We start from the raw sequence: 16572 nt of genomic DNA, 5'->3' as shown, positions 1-16572 counted from the left end.
CTGAAAGGGGAAAGACCATGCGGAAAATCTCTATTTTTGGGGCAACGGGATCTATCGGGCAAAGCACGATAGATCTGATTGCGCGTGCCCCCGATGCCTATGACGTTGTTGCGCTTAGCGGCGGGCGCAACATTGCCCAGCTGGCGGCCGATGCGATTGCGCTGCGGGCCGATGTGGCGGTTACCGCCTTTGAGGATCAATTGCCGGCGCTGCGTCAGGCCCTTGCGGGCAGTGCGGTGCAGGCCGCCGCAGGCCCGGATGCGTTGATCGAGGCCGCCGCCCGCCCGGCTGACTGGGTGATGTCGGCCATTGTCGGTGTCGCCGGGCTGGCACCGGGGCTGAAAGCACTGGAGCAGGGTGCGACACTGGCGCTGGCCAATAAGGAATCTCTGGTCTGTGCCGGGCAATTGCTGATGCAGACGGCCCGACAGCATGGCGGGTGCCTCTTGCCGGTGGATAGTGAACATTCCGCAGTGTTTCAGGGCCTTGTCGGGGAAGATATCTCAGCGGTCGAACGCATTGTCATCACGGCTTCGGGGGGGGCATTTCGCGACTGGCCAATTGCTGACCTGCCGGGGGCAAGCCTGGCGCAGGCCTCATCGCATCCCAACTGGGACATGGGGCAGCGGATCACCATTGACAGTGCCTCTATGTTCAACAAGGCACTGGAAGTTATTGAAACACGTGAATATTTTGATGTCGCGCCGGAGCAGATCGAAGTGCTGGTACACCCGGAATCCTTGGTGCATGCCTTGGTCGGCTTTAAGGACGGGGCGCTGATGGCGCATCTTGGCGCGCCTGATATGCGCCATGCCATCGGCTATGCGCTACACTGGCCCGAGCGACGCGATCTGCCGGTGGCGCGGCTGGATCTTGCGGCTATCGGCCAGCTCACCTTTCGGGCCCCCGATATGCAGCGCTATCCCGCGTTGCAGCAGGCACAGCAGGTGATGCAGCGCCGCGGGTTGATGGGCGCAGTCTTCAACGGGGCCAAGGAGCGCGCGCTCGATCACTTCATCGCAGGCCGCATTCGGTTCACCGACATGGCCGAGATCACCGCCCGGGTTCTGGATCAGATTGAGACGCAAAGCGGCCTTATTGATTCCGCAATGACCCTTGATAACGTCACCCAGATTGACCACATGGCGCGTAGGGCCGCAGATGCGGCTGCCGCTCACAGCATAGGCTAAAGTTTTGGACCTCCTCTCACTTATCCCGCAGCTTGGCGGTTTTTTCTATACGATCATCACCTTTGTTATTGCGCTTTCGGTGATTGTCGCGGTGCATGAATATGGCCACTACATCGTCGGACGCTGGTCAGGCATCCACGCCGAGGTGTTTTCCTTGGGCTTTGGCCCTGTGTTATGGAGCGGCCGCGACAAGCGCGGCACCAAATGGCAGATCGCAGCCTTGCCTTTTGGCGGCTATGTGAAGTTTCTCGGCGATGCCGATGCGGCCTCTGGCAAGGATAGCGACGCGATTGATGCAGTGGCGGCCGATCCGGTTGCATTGCGACGTACAATGCATGGCGCGCCGCTTTGGGCTCGTGCGGCCACTGTTGTTGCCGGGCCGGTTTTCAACTTTGTCATGTCGATTATCATTTTCACTGCGCTGGCGCTGGCTGTTGGAACCGTGCGTGATCCGCTGACTGTCGAATCCCTGGTGCCGGTTCCGGGCGTTGAAAACACCCTGCGCCCCGGTGACGAACTGCTGGCGGTCGCCGGTGTGCCGATTCCGGATCGCGACGACTCGGCGGGGTGGAAGGCGTTTACCGACCAATTGCCAGTGCGTCCCGAGCTTGACTATCTGGTGCGGCGTGATGGGGCCGAGCAGGTGGTCACCGACACCTATTTTTCGCCAGCCTATGTTTCCAGCGTGATGCCCGGCAGCGCCGCTGCCGATGCGGGTATCCAAAGTGGCGATTTCATTACCGCCTTGAACGAAAAGCCGGTTTTTGCCTTTCGCCAATTGGTCGATATGGTGGCCGAAACCGAGGGCCAGCCGCTGGATCTGGTGCTGATGCGCGCTGGTCAGCCGGTTGAGGTGACGCTGTCTCCGCGCCATGTGGACATGCCGCAGGCTGATGGCGGTTTCACCAGCCGCTGGCTGATCGGCATCACGGGCGGCAGCCTTATCGACTATGCCACCGAACGCACCGGATTTGGCGCGGCCCTTGTGGTCGGCACTGGCCAGGTCTGGGCAGTGGTGAGCTCCTCCGTTTCGGGGCTTAGCCATATGATCACCGGGGCGATCAGCACCTGTAACTTGTCGGGGCCGATTGGCATTGCCAAGGCTTCTGGCGATACCGCCAGTCAGGGGGCGGTCAGCTTCATCCGCTTTATCGCTGTGCTGTCCACGGCTGTGGGCCTGCTGAACCTGTTTCCGATTCCAGCGCTGGATGGCGGGCATCTGGTGTTTTACGCCTATGAGGCCGTGGTGGGGCGTCCGCCCAATGATCGGGCGGTACAGATCTTGATGAGCATCGGCATCGCGATGATCTTGTCCCTGATGGTCTTTGCCCTAGGCAACGATATTTTCTGCTAGTATTCGATAGTGGCCCAGGGGCCGGGCTGCCGTCTGTGTTGCAGCCCGGCCCCCGGCCCCCGGCACGTCGCCCCCAACGGTCATTTTCTCTGTGCCTCGCTCTGTGTGCACCAAGGCGAGGCCAGTAATCGTCGCCTTTTCAGCGCCGCGCCCAACTCATGCCACATTCTTTCAGTAAGGTTTTGTTAGTCTGTACTAACGCGGGTCTTCGCTGGGCGCTGCATGCCAGTTGAACGCCGCATATCTACTGGGGACAAGTTATGGATCGCTACATGCTGAAACAGGCAGAGAGTGAAAACGGGCTGGCACTATTGTTGCGACTGGGCTCTGATCGGGTGCTTTCGTCCAGCTTTATTTTTCTTTCACTGTGTCTTGGGAGCTGGCTTGTGTCTCATTAATGGAAACACAGGCTTTGGTTTTTCTCCAAAAGGCACGTGGCTTAGGGCTTCGTGCCTTTTTGTTGGTTTTGACAAGCGCTCTCAAACCCGGTACGCAGTTCTGCAAGAGGCTATTAAAATTTAGGTGCATACAGATGGTTTGGGGCAAGAACGTGGGCATATCCTGCGGTGGGCGAGCAACGCGTACCAATATTTTGTATCGGGGCGTATCTGTTATCGCCCTGACTGTGACCTTCGGACTTGGGCTTGCGCCCAAGTTTGCCGAAGCGCAAAATTACCGGTTCAACGCGGTGCAGGTTGAAGGCAACCAACGCATTCAAAGCTCTACTATTGTCGCATACACAGGCATTGAGCGGGGCAAATCTGTCTCTGCCGGGCGACTGAATGACGCTTATCAAAACATCATCGATAGCGGCGTCTTTGAAAGCGTCGAGCTGGTGCCGCAGGGCAATACTCTGGTCATCAAGGTGACAGAATACCCGACCATCAACAAAATCAACTTTGAAGGCAATCGCCGGATCAAAGATGAAAATCTGGCGGAAATCGTCGAATCATCCGGGCGGCGCGTGTTCAATCCAGCACAGGTTGAAGCTGATGCCGCAGCGATTGCAGCGGCTTATGGGGCGCAGGGGCGTTTGGCCTCTCAGGTGACGCCACGCATTATTCGCCGGAGCGACAACCGGGTTGATCTGGTTTTTGAAATCTCCGAAGGCGACACAACCGAGGTAGAGCGCGTTTCCTTCCTGGGCAACCAGGTCTATTCGGATCGTAGGCTACGCCGGGTGTTGGAAACAAAGCAGGCGGGTTTTCTGCGCGCCTTTATCACCAAAGACACCTTGATCGAAGACCGTATCGAGTTTGACAAACAAGTCCTGCGCGATTTCTACCTGTCGCGTGGCTATGTCGACTTCAAGGTCAATAGCGCCAATGCCGAAGTCACCCGCGAACGCGATGCTGTCTTCCTGGTTGTTGATGTCAGTGAAGGGCAGCAATTTAACTTTGGCAATATCTCGGTCTCAAGCGAGGTGACCGAGGCAGATGCCGATGTGTTCCGCTCCGCTCTCAAGTCGCGCCCAGGGGTGGTTTATTCGCCCATGGTGGTTGAGCGGGAGATCGAGCGGCTGGAAACATTGGCGCTGAAGCAGGGCATTGATTTCCTGCGTGTCGAGCCGCGCGTCACCCGCAATGACCGGAACCTGACCCTGGATATCGACTATGTGCTGACCCGTGGGCCACGGGTTTTCGTGGAACGTATCGACATCGAAGGCAATACCACCACGCTGGACCGGGTTATTCGCCAGCAGTTCCGCACTGTCGAGGGCGATCCGTTTAATCCGCGCGAAATTCGCCGCACCGCTGAACGCATCCGCGCGCTTGGTTTCTTCTCCAATTCGGATGTGGACGTGCGCGAAGGCAGCTCTGCCAGCTCGGTGGTGGTTGATGTTGATGTCGAAGAACAGCCAACAGGGTCGTTGAACCTTGGCGGGTCTTATTCGGTCAATGACGGCTTTGGCATTTCGGTTGGCCTGACCGAGAATAACTTCTTGGGCCGTGGTCAACGTCTGTCCTTTGCCATCGCAACCGCGACAGAGTCTGATGAGTATGTGCTGGGCTTTGTCGAACCGCGCCTGCTGGGGCGTGACCTGCGTTTCAGCCTTGATCTGGGCCTGTCAGAATCCGATTCCAGTTTCTCGGAATATGATACCAAGCGGGTTTTCCTGAATCCTGCCCTGACCTTCAAGACCGGCGAAAGTTCTACCCTGCAGCTGCGCTATAGCTGGAATAACTCTGAGATGATCGCGCGGGGCGACGGAACCTACCCTGGCGGCAGCTATCCGCTTGCGGCGCCTACCGTACAGAATGAAATTGCCCAGGGCGAACGCAGCAGCAGCGTTGTTGGTTTGACCTATTCCTATGATACCCGGCTGATTGGGCTTGATCCGAACGCAGGTTTCTTGATCCAGATCGGTGCTGACTATGCCGGCCTTGGCGGTGATAGCGAGTATTTCAAAACCTCAACCAAGCTGGTCGCGCAGAAGCTGATTTTCAATGAAGAGGTCACCCTGCGGGCGACAGTGGAAACCGGTGCTCTCCACTGGCTTGGCGATGACAGCAGTCGCTCGATCGACCGCTATGTTCTGTCTCCCTCCATCATGCGCGGGTTTGAACCTGGCGGGATTGGTCCGCGGGATCGCTCGGCGCGCGCTGACGGTGGGAATTATGATGACTTCCTTGGTGGCAACCTGTTTGCGGTGGCCCGGTTCGATGCTGAATTCCCCCTTGGCCTGCCCGAAGAATACGGGCTGCGCGGCGGCGTGTTCTATGACGTCGGCAACCTCTGGGGGTTGAACGATGTTGATACCTCAGGCAGCAACAGCATCGTGGGCCGGAATGGGTCCTTCCGGCATGTGGTTGGGGTTTCCCTGCTCTGGACAACGGGTCTTGGCCCGCTGCGGTTCAATTTTACCAAGGCGCTGAGCAAAGAAGACTACGATCAGGAGCAGAGCTTTGACCTGACCTTGCAGGCGCGGTTCTAAACGGGTGATCGGTTCAGTGGCGTTAAAATTGCCGTTTCAAATCAAACAAGCGCTGGCCCTTGGGCTGGCGCTTTTTGTTCCTTTCGGCGGGGCGTTACCAGTTTTGGCCCAGCAGACGCTGCCGCCTGCCGGGTTTGAACTGGGCCGCCAGGTTCAGCTCGGAACTCCGCAAAGCGGGCTGCTGACGATCCAGCCTGACCGGCTGTTTTCAGAGAGTCTCTTTGGCGAGAGAACTGCCCGGGAGATCGAGGCAGAAGGTGCTGTTCTGACCGCAGAAAACCGGAATATAGAGGCCGCATTGCGGGCCGAAGAACAGGACCTGACGCAGCGCCGCAGCGCGATGGAGCCAGAGGCCTTTCGCCGGTTGGCCGATGCGTTCGATCGCAAGGTGCAGGAAACCCGCGCGACGCAGGATCGCAAGCTGCGCGAAATCAGCCAGCTCAACGAAACTGCGCAGCGTGAATTCTTTGCAGCCTCTTTGCCGATACTGGAACAGATCATGCGTGAAACGGGGGCAGGGGCGATTCTGGATCATTCTACCGTGTTCTTAAGCGCGGATGCCGTCGATATCACAGATCTGGCGATCAGCCGGATCGACAAGGTTCTGGGGGATGGCCAGGATCAGGACCACTCCCCCGACGGGCAATAGAGCGGCGAAAGCTTGCTCCAAAAGCGCCCAGTTGATAGGGACTTATCAAATCAATAATGACAGGAAAATGCCATGACCGCTGAATTGCAGAGCGCCGATATTCACCTGATCCAGCGGATCCTGCCGCATCGTTATCCGTTCTTGTTGGTCGACAAGGTGGTGGATATCGACGGAATCAAATCGGCGCGTGGGATCAAGAATGTGACCATGAATGAGCCGCATTTCCAGGGTCATTTCCCTGGTACGCCAATCATGCCAGGCGTTACCATCGTCGAGGCCATGGCGCAAACCTCCGGTGTTATGCTTGGGGTGGCGCTGGATATGGTGGACCGCGACCTGCTGATCTATTTCATGAACATCGACAAATGCAAATTCCGCCGCAAGGTCATTCCCGGTGATGTGCTGGAAATGAATGTGGAAATTCTGCGCGGCAAGGCGGGCGGCAAGGTCTTCAAATTCAAAGGCGTGGCCACGGTTGAAGGCGAGGTCGCCGCCGAAGCCGAGTTCACCGCCATGGTTGACGTGCAAAAGGATTGAGCCAGATGAACCAGATTCATCCCAGCGCGGTGATCGAAGAAGGGGCCAAGCTTGGCGAAGGCTGCCAGATCGGCCCGTTCTGCCACATCGGCGCCGAGGTGGTTCTGGGCGATCGTGTCACCCTGAAATCGCATGTTGTCGTGACTGGCGACTGCGAGATTGGTGATGATACGGTGGTCTTTTCTTTTGCGGTGATTGGTGAAATCCCGCAAGATCTGAAATTTCAGGGCGAGAAAAGCCGCACGGTGATTGGCAAACGCAACCGTATCCGCGAACATGTTACGGTGAATGCGGGGACTGAAGGCGGTGGCGGTATTACCCGTATCGGCGATGACGGTCTGTTCATGGCGGGCTGCCATATCGCCCATGACGCCATTGTTGGTGACCGGGTGATCGTGGTGAACTCTGCCGCGATTGCAGGCCATTGCGTGCTGGAAGATGATGTGATCATCGGCGGGCTGTCCGGTATTCACCAATGGGTGCGGATCGGCCGTGGTGCGATCATTGGTGCCGTGACCATGGTGACAAATGATGTCATTCCCTATGGGCTGGTTCAGGCGCCTCGCGGTGGTCTGGATGGGCTCAATCTTGTGGGGTTGAAACGACGCGGGGTGAAGCGGTCTGACATCACGGCGCTGCGGGCGGCTTTTCAGATGCTGGCCCAGGGCGAAGGCACCTTTCAGGAACGCGCCCGCCGTCTGGGCGACGAAACCGAGAGCGCCTATGTGGAAGAAATCGTTGCCTTTATCACCGGAGAGACCGACCGGTCTTTCCTGACCCCAGGGGGCTGAACCGATGCTTGCACTGATTGCCGGAACCGGGCTTCTGCCACGTGAAGTGGCCTCACGTCTGACCAAGCGACCGCTGATATGTGCCATGGAAGGCTCTGAGCCGGACTGCCTGGATGCAGAAATATCCTTTCGCATCGAACATCTGGGCAGCTTTCTGGCGCGGTTGAAATCAGCTGGCGTGCAGGAGGTCTGCCTGGCTGGGGCTGTCAGCCGACCCTCTGTTGATCCTGCCGCGATTGATGCGGCGACTCTGCCAATGGTCCCGGTCATCCAGTCCGCCCTTGGGGCGGGCGATGACGGTGCTTTGCGCGCCGTTATGGGATTGATTGAACAGGCCGGTTTTACCCTGCGCGCCGCGCATGAGGTGGCCCCTGATCTGTTGATGCCGGAAGGCGTCGTCACCCAGGTGCAACCGGGCGCGCTGGATACGGCAGATGCGCTGCGCGGTGCCGAAGTGGTTGCAGCGATGAGTGCGGCCGACATTGGCCAGTGCTGCGCCATTCGTGCGGGTCAGGCTGTTGCGGTGGAAAATGTTTTTGGCACCAACTGGATGCTGCAAAGCCTGCGCAACCGCCCCGACGGCCAGGGAGGCATCCTGTTTAAGGCGCCCAAACCCGGCCAGGATCGCCGCGCTGATCTGCCGGCGATCGGGCCACAGACGGTGGAACTGGCGGCGCAGGCCGGGTTGTCGGGCATTGTGCTAGAGGCTGGCGGGGTGATCGTGCTGGAGCAGGACGCGGTGATTGACGCCTGCGACCGGCTTGGTCTCTTCCTCTGGCTGCGCCCCGCGTGAGCCTCAAGGTCTTTGTCCTGGCTGGGGAACCCTCGGGCGATCGTCTGGGGGGGGCCTTGATGCAGGGGCTGAAAACCCTGCAGCCGAAGGTTCAGTTCGACGGCATTGGTGGGACCCAGATGGCGGCGCAGGGGCTGCAGTCGCGCTTTGCAATGGAGGAACTGTCGGTCATGGGCCTGGCCGAGGTTCTACCTAAGTACCGCCACCTGAAACGCCGCATTCGCGAGACCGCCGAGGCTATCCTTGCCTGGCGCCCTGATGTGCTGATCACCATCGACAGCCCTGATTTTTCCCTGCGCGTCGCCAGCCTGGTCAAGGCGGCCAGTGATATCCGTACGGTGCACTATGTAGCGCCCTCGGTCTGGGCTTGGCGACCCAAGCGGGCGGTCAAGATGGCCAAGAGCATCGATCAGGTTCTCGCCTTGCTGCCTTTTGAACCGCCGCTGATGCAGGCGGCAGGCATGGATTGTGATTTTGTCGGCCATCCGGTTGTGGCAGAGCCACAGGCAAGCCAGGCTGAAATCGCGGCGCTTCGCAGTCGTTTCAATCTAGGTGATTCGCCACTGGTACTGGCCTTACCGGGATCCCGGCGATCCGAGGTGACGCGGCTAGCGCCGATTTTTGGCGAATCTCTGCAGGCCTTCCAGCATCTTTACCCCAACTACCGGGTGGTGGTGCCCTGTGCTGCGCCCGTTGCTGCCCTGGTGCAGGAGGCAGCTGCGGATTGGCCTGCGGACACCTTGTTTCTGGACCCTAACGCGCATGATCCGGCAGAGTTTGCCGGTCTGAAACGCGCCGCCTTTGCGGCCTCTGACCTGGCGCTTGCCGCCTCTGGTACGGTCTCTCTTGAACTGGCGGCCGCGGCGACGCCGATGGTTATTGCCTACCGTTTTCAGTGGCTTACCTGGCAGATCATGAAGCGGATGGCACTGATTGATACGGTCACCTTGGTTAATCTGGTCAGCGACACCCGCGTGGTGCCAGAGTGCCTGGGGCCAGACTGTCGCCCCGGCACCATTGCCCGCTGTCTGCGCGAGCTGGCCGAGGCACCTGAATTGCAAAAGGCGGCCATGGCCGTGACCATGCAGCGTTTAGGGCAGGGCGGCGAGGCCCCCGGGCTGCGGGCGGCCCGTGCGGTTTTAGACCGGCTGTAGCCACAGCGTGTTTTTCAGGTGCCGTCTGGCGGCCCCGTGCAGTCCTGTACATCAGATCTGTTAAAACTGGCCCGATAAAACTGGCCTGAATTACCCGCCCGTCGGGGTTTAATAGCCGCGCCAGATCCAGCCACCACCAAAGATGCGGCTGCTGTCAGTATCATAAAACACGCAGGCCTGCCCCGGCGAGACGCCTTCTTCGGGGGTCAGCAGCTCGACCTCGGCGGTGGTAGGCGACAGGGGGCGAATGATTGCCTCGCGCGGTGGCCGGGTTGAGCGCACCTTAACCATGACAGTCCATTCCTTGCGGCTGTCAAAGGGGGTGTCGCCGAGCCAGTTGATTTCACGCACGGGGATTGTGCGGGTCGCCAGCAGCTCTTTGGGGCCAACGATCACCTGCTTCTTGTCAACATCCAGCCGCACCACATACAACGGTTCGGTCAAACCGCCGATCCCCAGGCCGCGCCGCTGACCAATGGTGTAGTGAATCACCCCGGTGTGGCTGCCCAGCACCCGCCCATCGGCATGAACAATCTCTCCGGGTTCCGCCGCACCTGGACGCAATTTCTCGATTACCGAGGTATAGTTTCCATCTGGGACAAAACAAATGTCCTGACTGTCCGGTTTATCGGCAACGGCCAGCCCATATTGCGCCGCCATCTCGCGGGTTGCATCCTTGGAGGGCAGGTGGCCCAGGGGGAATCGCAGATAGTCGAGCTGCTCTGCCGTGGTGGAGAACAAAAAGTAGCTCTGGTCGCGATTCGCATCTTCGGCGCTGTGCAGCTCGGCGCCATTTTCGCCCATCTTGCGCTGGATATAATGGCCAGTGGCCATGCAGTCGGCCTCTAGGTCGCGGGCGGTTTCCAGAAGATCCTTGAATTTCACCCGCTCGTTACAGCGAATGCAGGGCACAGGTGTGGCCCCGGCAAGATAGCTGTCGGCAAATTCATCGATCACCGCGTCTTTGAAAATGTTCTCATAATCAAGAACATAGTGTGGAAAGCCGCGTTCTTCGGCCACGCGGCGCGCATCGTGGATGTCGACACCGGCACAGCAGGCCCCCTTTTTCGCCAGCGCCGCACCATGATCATAGAGCTGCAGCGTCACCCCCACCACATCGTAGCCCTGGTCGGCCAGATAGGCGGCCACAACAGAGCTGTCGACGCCGCCAGACATAGCGACCACCACGCGGGTGTCTGAGGGAGGTTTGGCAAAGCCAAGGGAGTTGAGCGGGGTGTCGGTATCCAGCGCCATACGGCAAATCCTTAGATCAAGGGGGCAAGCGCTGCAGAATATATGAAAATCCTACAGACTCTCAAGGGGGCAGGTTCACGGCTCTTTAATTAGACTGAGTAAATGCTGTCGGAGAAACAGAAATATAGTTCCACTAGAGGTCAAGGGATGTTCCTTAAGAAAGTCGAAGGGCCACGTGCCGTGACGTTGCCGGATGGTACCACGATGACACGGGCAGATTTGCCACCTGCAGCCACCAGCCGCTGGGTTGCCTCTCGCAAGGCCGCCGTGGTGCGTGGGGTGCTTTATGGCTTGCTGCCCCAGACCGAGGCGCTGCGCCGTTACGGGCTGAGCGAAGAGGAATTCCGAAGCTGGATTGCGGCAGTTGCCGACCACGGCGAAGAGGCCTTGAAGGCGACAAGGCTGAAAGAGTACCGTTAAGAGTGAATAATAATTACGCGCAGCACTTGAGTCAAAGTTGAAAATTAACCATTATGGTAACGGGCCATTAACCTTTTTCCACCAGGGTTAACGCAACCTAAGGGAAACAGTTACAGGCGGAGACTTTAAACATGCGTATTCTTCTCGTTGAAGATGATCCTACCACGGCAAAAAGTATTGAACTGATGCTGACCCATGCCAACCTCAACGTCTATTCGACGGACCTGGGGGAGGAAGGGATCGATCTGGCCAAGCTTTATGATTACGATCTGATCCTGCTTGATCTTGGTCTTCCTGATATGAACGGTCATGAGGTGCTGCGCCAGCTGCGCATGGCCCGTATCGAGACACCAATCCTGATCTTGTCCGGTGCCGATGATACTGAAAACAAAATAAAAGGTTTCGGGTTTGGTGCGGATGACTATCTGACCAAGCCATTCCACCGCGAAGAGCTGGTGGCCCGGATCCATGCAATTATCCGCCGCTCCAAGGGGCATTCGCAGTCCATCATCAAGACCGGCAAAATTGCGGTCAATCTGGATGCCAAAACCGTGGAAGTGGACAGCAAGACTGTGCATCTTACCGGGAAAGAATACCAGATGCTGGAGCTGCTGAGCCTGCGCAAGGGCACCACCCTGACCAAAGAGATGTTCTTGAACCATCTGTATGGTGGTATGGATGAACCCGAACTGAAAATCATTGACGTATTCATCTGTAAGTTGCGTAAGAAATTGAGCACTGCAACAGGTGGTGACAACTATATCGAAACTGTTTGGGGCCGGGGCTATGTTCTGCGGGACCCGCAGGATGATCAAATGTCGGGCGGCCACCGCATGGCTGTTGGGGCCTGATGGCCCCAAGCGACGGCATCTGATCCTGAACCTCTTACAAGATCTTAGCGGTTTTGATCTGAACAAAGCGCGCTGGTGAACCAGGCGATGTCGGCTTTGTGAAGTTTTGGTGAACGCGGGCTGTCGTGGCCTGCCAGAAAGACTCCGCCGTGGCGGGGTCTTTTTTTGTTTGCCAAAGGTGTTCGCCAAGGATGTTTGACCGTTTTGTTTGCTGCATTTTCTTACCGCCCTGTCACTGGACCTGAGGCGGCGCGCGTCTTATCACCGAGAGGCAAATAGAGACGGGGACTCGGGCGTGGACAATTCTCAGAAATCAGATCCCAGCACACTCTCGCCAGCGCAGGCAGAGGTAGAGTTTTTGCAGCTGCAAGATCTGCTTGCCGCCGCTGATCGTGCCTATCATCAAGCGGATGCGCCAGATCTGAGCGATGCCGCCTATGATGATGCCAAGCGCCGTTACCACGCATTGGCCGAACACTTTCCGGCCCTGAAAGCGCTTGCAACCCAGCTGGATACGGTTGGCGCACCTGTCAGTTCGGGATTTGGCAAGATCCAGCACGTTGTGCCAATGCTGTCACTGGGTAATGCCTTTGAGGATCAGGACGTCACTGATTTTACCCGTAGCATCCGCAATTATCTTGGATTGGCGGATGATGCGCCGCTTGCCTTCACGGCAGAGCCCAAGATTGACGGGTTGTCGCTGTCATTGCGCTATGAAAACGGCCAGTTGATCCAGGCTGCGACGCGCGGCGATGGTACAACAGGCGAAAACGTCACCGCCAATGCCCGGACCATCGCGGATATTCCCCAGCAGATTACTGGCGCGCCAGATGTGCTGGAGGTCCGCGGTGAGGTCTATATGAGCCATGCCGATTTTGCCGATTTGAATGCCCGCCACGAAGCGCACGGGGGCAAGATCTTTGCCAATCCGCGCAATGCAGCGGCAGGATCCTTGCGGCAGTTGGATGCTGAAATCACCCGTGCCCGTCCGTTGCGGTTCTTTGCCTATAGCTGGGGCGATATCGCTGAACCCTTGGGGGATACCCAAAGCAGTGCCATTGCGCGTCTGCAGGACCTGGGGTTTCAAATCAATCCTTTGACCCAGCTCTGCAACAGTGTCGACGACATGATTGCGCAGTACCGAAAGATCGAAGAGCAACGCGCCACGCTCGGCTATGATATTGACGGTGTGGTCTACAAGGTGAACGCGCTGGACTTGCAAGCGCGGCTTGGCTTTCGGGCCACTACACCGCGTTGGGCCATTGCGCATAAGTTCCCGGCAGAGCTGGCTTGGACCCGCCTGGAAGCCATCGACATTCAGGTCGGGCGCACGGGTGCGCTCAGCCCTGTGGCTCGGCTGCAGCCAGTGACTGTTGGCGGCGTTGTGGTGTCCAACGCAACCCTGCACAATGAAGACTACATCCGCGGTCGCGATTCCAAAGGCGCGGTGATCCGCGATGGCAAGGATATTCGCATCGGTGATTGGGTGCAGATCTACCGCGCTGGCGATGTGATCCCCAAGGTGGCCGATGTAGACCTGTCCAAGCGGCCCGAAGGCAGTGAACCCTACGCTTTCCCGCATTTCTGTCCGCAATGCAAATCAGAGGCGGTGCGCGAGGAAGGCGATGCGGTGCGCCGCTGCACCGGTGGCATTATTTGCCCTGCGCAGGCTATTGAAAAGCTGAAACATTTTGTCTCTCGCAAGGCCTTTGATATCGAAGGGCTTGGTGCCAAACAGCTGGAAGCCTTTTATGAGGACGAGGATCTGCCGATCCGCACCCCGGTGGATATCTACCGGCTGGAAGAGCGTGACACCGCGAATTTTGGCAAGCTGAAAAATCGCCATGGTTGGGGGCCGCAAAGCGCGGCCAAACTCTTTGCAGCGATCGCGGAAAAGCGTCAGATCAGCCTTGGCCGGATGATCTTTGCCTTGGGCATTCGCCACGTGGGCGAGGTGGCGGCCAAAGATCTGGCGCTGCATTTTGGTGGATGGACAGAACTGGCAGAGGCGCTGGACCGGGCGCGCCCTGCCGCGCTGGCGCATCGCGCCGCTGATCTGGCCGAAGAGGCCGAGCGTCAGACGGCGGCCGCCGAGGGGCGGCGCGCCAAGATCAAAGAGGCCCGCGATGCAGAGATCGCCCGCGCTACGGTCCCGACCGAGGCGGCGGAGGCCTGGGAAGATCTGATCGGCATCGATGGGATCGGTGCCACCGTGGGTCTGTCCCTGTCTGATGCGCTTGCCAATGATGAGGAACGTGCGGCCATTGACGAATTGGTAGAGTGCCTGACAATCACTGCCCCCGAAGCCCCTGCACAAAACAGCCCGGTGGCCGGGTTGACCGTGGTCTTTACCGGTAAACTCCAGATGAGCCGGGATGAAGCCAAGGCGCAGGCTGAAAAGCTTGGCGCCAAGGTTTCAGGATCGGTTTCAAAGAAGACAGATATCCTGGTTGCCGGACCGGGAGCAGGCTCCAAGGAGAAAAAAGCGCAGGAGCTAGGCGTCCGCATCCTGGATGAAGATGGCTGGCGCGCCGAGATTGCAGGCGCATGACCGGGCGGCCGGAAATCCTGTTTCCGCTGTTTGCGGGGGCAGAAACGCTCAAGGGGGTGGGGCCGAAGACGGCGCAGAATCTGGCCCAGATCGGATTGGAGACACCGCGCGATCTGGTCTTTTCGCTGCCGCATTCGGTGCTGGACCGTCGTCGCCGCGCCAGCATCAAGGGGCTGGAACTGCCCGCGATTGCCACCGTGGAAGTGGAGATTGGCAGCCATGTTCCAGCCCGCAATCGCGGTGGGGCATATCGCATTAACGTCAGTGATCAAGAGGTTGAATTTCAACTTCTATTCTTTCATGGCCGCAGCCGCTACCTAGAGGCGCAATGCCCCGAAGGCAGCCGGCGCCTGGTATCGGGCAAGGTAGAGCTGTTTGATGGGGTGGCACAGATGGTGCATCCCGATCACATCCTGCCACTGGTCGAGGCGGAAGATATCCCGCTGTTTGAACCAGTCTATCCGCTGACCCATGGGGTGACGCAGAAAACCATGCGAAAGGCAGTGCAGAGCGCGCTGCAGCGGCTTCCAGAGCTTGGCGAATGGATTGATCCGGGGCTGGCCAAACGTGAAGACTGGCCGGGCTGGAATGCTGCGGTGACAGCAGTGCACCACCCCGAAGGGCTGGACGATCTGGCGCCCGCAGCACCAGCCCGCACGCGACTCGCCTATGATGAGCTGTTTGCCCATCAGCTTACCCTGGCCCTGGCGCGCCAGGTTGAACGCAAAAGCTGCGGTATCGTTAGCATTGCAACAGGGCGGTTGCAGGCGCCAGTTCTGGCGGCGCTGCCCTATAAGCCTACCGGAGCGCAGGCGCGCGCGATTGATGAAATCACCAAGGATATGGCCGCCGATCGGCGGATGAACAGATTGCTGCAAGGTGATGTAGGGTCAGGGAAAACCCTGGTTGCCTTCATGGCGCTTCTGGTCGCCGTCGAGGCGGGTGGCCAGGGCGTGATGATGGCGCCAACCGGGATCCTGGCCCAGCAGCACTATGAAGGGCTGCGCCCCCTGGCCGAGCAGGCCGGCGTGGTGCTGGAACTTTTGACGGGACGCGACAAGGGGGCCGAGCGGCGCGCCAAGCTGGCAGCGTTGGCGGCGGGTGATATCCATATTCTGGTGGGCACCCATGCGGTGTTCCAGCAGGATGTGGCATTCCGGGCCCTGCGCCTTGCGGTGGTGGATGAACAGCACCGCTTTGGGGTGCGTCAGCGGATGGAACTGGCGGAAAAGGGCAAAGGCGCTGATGTGTTGGTGATGACGGCAACACCGATCCCGCGTTCGCTTGCCCTGGCGCAATATGGCGATATGGATGTTTCGGTTCTGGATGAAAAGCCGCCAGGGCGTAAGCCGGTGAAAACCGCCGTGCTCAGCACCGAACGGATGGCAGAGGTGGTGGACCATCTGCGCCAGGCAATTGACGAGGGGCGACAGTGCTATTGGGTCTGTCCATTGGTGGGCGAATCCGAAGTGATGGACCTGATCGCTGCGGAAGAGCGCTTTAAACAGCTGCGCGCAACGCTGGGCGAGGGTGTCGTTGGGCTGGTGCATGGCCAGATGCCCCCGGCAGAAAAAGACGCGGCCATGCAGGCGTTTCAAAGCGGCGCGTGCAAGGTGCTGGTGGCCACTACGGTGATCGAGGTGGGGGTGAATGTGCCCAACGCTTCAATCATGGTGATCGAGCGGGCCGAGATCTTTGGCCTCGCCCAGCTGCATCAGCTGCGTGGGCGGGTGGGACGCGGTAGTGCGCAATCGACCTGCCTGTTGATGTATCAGCCTCCATTGTCCGAGGGTGGGCGGCGCCGGTTGGAAGTGCTGCGCGAAAGCGAAGACGGTTTTGTGATTTCCGAAACCGACCTGCAGATGCGCGGCGCTGGCGATGTGATCGGCACCGCCCAATCCGGGTTGCCCCGATTCCGCATTGCCGATCTGGAACGCCAGGCCGACCTGATGGCGGTGGCACAAAGCGACGCCCGCGCCCTGTTGACCACCGATCCCCAGCTTTCTTCCGCGCGTGGGCGCGCGGCGCGTGTTCTGCTTTGGCTGATGAAACAGGATCAAGCTATCCGTTTAATTTCAGTGGGTTAATCCTGC

13 protein-coding genes are annotated in these 16572 nt (G+C 58.9%); 12 read left to right on the top strand and 1 reads right to left on the bottom strand.

Features of this window, described 5'->3' with window-relative positions; all coding sequences use genetic code 11:
* The first annotated feature begins 17 nt into the window (after positions 1-17).
* The 8 genes from dxr (at position 18) to lpxB (ending at position 9403) form a co-directional block, all read left to right on the top strand.
* Positions 18-1190 carry a 1-deoxy-D-xylulose-5-phosphate reductoisomerase gene (dxr, locus tag P2081_RS05045; RefSeq protein ID WP_278921778.1) on the top strand — a complete coding sequence of 391 codons (1173 nt, stop codon included), beginning with the start codon at positions 18-20 and terminating at the stop codon, positions 1188-1190.
* Between the two features lie 4 nt (positions 1191-1194).
* Positions 1195-2544 carry an RIP metalloprotease RseP gene (gene rseP, locus P2081_RS05040; RefSeq protein WP_278921777.1) on the top strand — a complete coding sequence of 450 codons (1350 nt, stop codon included), beginning with the start codon at positions 1195-1197 and terminating at the stop codon, positions 2542-2544.
* Between the two features lie 532 nt (positions 2545-3076).
* Complete coding sequence (gene bamA / locus P2081_RS05035; RefSeq protein WP_278921776.1) at positions 3077-5479, top strand: outer membrane protein assembly factor BamA; 2403 nt, start codon at positions 3077-3079, stop codon at positions 5477-5479.
* A gap of 28 nt (positions 5480-5507) precedes the next feature.
* Complete coding sequence (locus tag P2081_RS05030; protein ID WP_278921775.1) at positions 5508-6128, top strand: OmpH/Skp family outer membrane protein; 621 nt, start codon at positions 5508-5510, stop codon at positions 6126-6128.
* A gap of 72 nt (positions 6129-6200) precedes the next feature.
* Positions 6201-6665 (top strand): 3-hydroxyacyl-ACP dehydratase FabZ, encoded by a 465-nt coding sequence (fabZ, locus tag P2081_RS05025; protein WP_232401015.1) that lies wholly within the window; start codon positions 6201-6203, stop codon positions 6663-6665.
* A 5-nt stretch (positions 6666-6670) separates the two neighbouring features.
* The gene (gene lpxA / locus P2081_RS05020; RefSeq protein WP_278921774.1) at positions 6671-7456 is read left to right on the top strand and encodes an acyl-ACP--UDP-N-acetylglucosamine O-acyltransferase; all 786 of its coding nucleotides are present in this window, start codon (positions 6671-6673) and stop codon (positions 7454-7456) included.
* A 4-nt stretch (positions 7457-7460) separates the two neighbouring features.
* On the top strand, positions 7461-8249 hold the full coding sequence (locus tag P2081_RS05015; protein ID WP_278921773.1) for an LpxI family protein: 789 nt from the start codon (positions 7461-7463) through the stop codon (positions 8247-8249).
* Positions 8246-9403, top strand: coding sequence for a lipid-A-disaccharide synthase (gene lpxB, locus P2081_RS05010; protein ID WP_278921772.1), 1158 nt, complete (start codon positions 8246-8248; stop codon positions 9401-9403). The genes P2081_RS05015 and lpxB overlap by 4 nt, the downstream gene beginning before the upstream one ends.
* A gap of 108 nt (positions 9404-9511) precedes the next feature.
* Here the strand turns inward: lpxB and mnmA are convergent, their stop codons facing one another.
* Positions 9512-10657 (bottom strand): tRNA 2-thiouridine(34) synthase MnmA, encoded by a 1146-nt coding sequence (gene mnmA, locus P2081_RS05005; protein WP_232401019.1) that lies wholly within the window; start codon positions 10655-10657, stop codon positions 9512-9514.
* 147 nt (positions 10658-10804) lie between these two features.
* On the opposite strand from mnmA, the gene sciP reads away from it, so the two are divergent.
* The 4 genes from sciP to recG all read left to right on the top strand — a co-directional run bounded on the left by sciP (position 10805) and on the right by recG (position 16566).
* Positions 10805-11077, top strand: coding sequence for a CtrA inhibitor SciP (gene sciP / locus P2081_RS05000; protein ID WP_278921771.1), 273 nt, complete (start codon positions 10805-10807; stop codon positions 11075-11077).
* Between the two features lie 131 nt (positions 11078-11208).
* Positions 11209-11928 carry a response regulator transcription factor CtrA gene (ctrA, locus tag P2081_RS04995; protein ID WP_232401021.1) on the top strand — a complete coding sequence of 240 codons (720 nt, stop codon included), beginning with the start codon at positions 11209-11211 and terminating at the stop codon, positions 11926-11928.
* A gap of 295 nt (positions 11929-12223) precedes the next feature.
* On the top strand, positions 12224-14479 hold the full coding sequence (ligA, locus tag P2081_RS04990; protein WP_278921770.1) for an NAD-dependent DNA ligase LigA: 2256 nt from the start codon (positions 12224-12226) through the stop codon (positions 14477-14479).
* Positions 14476-16566 carry an ATP-dependent DNA helicase RecG gene (recG, locus tag P2081_RS04985; RefSeq protein ID WP_278921769.1) on the top strand — a complete coding sequence of 697 codons (2091 nt, stop codon included), beginning with the start codon at positions 14476-14478 and terminating at the stop codon, positions 16564-16566. The genes ligA and recG overlap by 4 nt, the downstream gene beginning before the upstream one ends.
* The last annotated feature ends 6 nt before the right edge of the window (positions 16567-16572 follow it).

This window comes from Pseudophaeobacter profundi (assembly GCF_029697505.1).
In the GTDB taxonomy this organism is placed as follows: domain Bacteria; phylum Pseudomonadota; class Alphaproteobacteria; order Rhodobacterales; family Rhodobacteraceae; genus Pseudophaeobacter; species Pseudophaeobacter profundi.
Note: the sequence above shows the minus strand (reverse complement) of the source record. Positions and strands in the feature narration are given on the sequence as shown.